The sequence below is a fragment of the Streptomyces sp. BE20 genome, assembly GCF_036322525.1.
Classification (GTDB): Bacteria; Actinomycetota; Actinomycetes; order Streptomycetales; family Streptomycetaceae; genus Kitasatospora.
In genome coordinates, this window is the sequence record NZ_JAQYWW010000033.1 from 1 (window position 1) to 377 (window position 377).

The 377-nt window shown below is 70.6% G+C and carries 1 pseudogene; it reads left to right on the plus strand.

The annotated features are described in order from the left end of the window. Window positions 1-377, plus strand: a pseudogene (locus tag PUR61_RS00120) (hypothetical protein); the annotation flags it as partial.

A 377-nucleotide genomic window follows, 5' to 3' on the forward strand; every position in this document is an offset into this window, starting at 1 on the left:
CCTGCGCCTGCTCGACCTGCTCCAGCTCGACACCGTCACCCCCGCCAAGCTCTCCGCCCGCTGGGACGCGCACGCCGGCGGCATCGGCGCCGCCACCGCCCTGCTCGGCACCACGCGCGACGAGCTCTGCACCCTCGACCCGCAGCGGCTGCTGGAGATCGGCCGCCGGCTCGCGCCCCTGCGCGACGAGGGCGTCCTGATCGTCGGCAGCGGCTTCTTCACCCACAACCTGCGGGCGCTCAGCCAGGACGGCACCTTCGGCTACCCGTGGTACCTCAACACCGATGTGAACTACTGGAATTCGGAACTGCTGAGCAAGAACGGGCTGGACCCGAAGAACCTCCCCGGCACCCTCGACGAACTGATCGCCCAGGCCC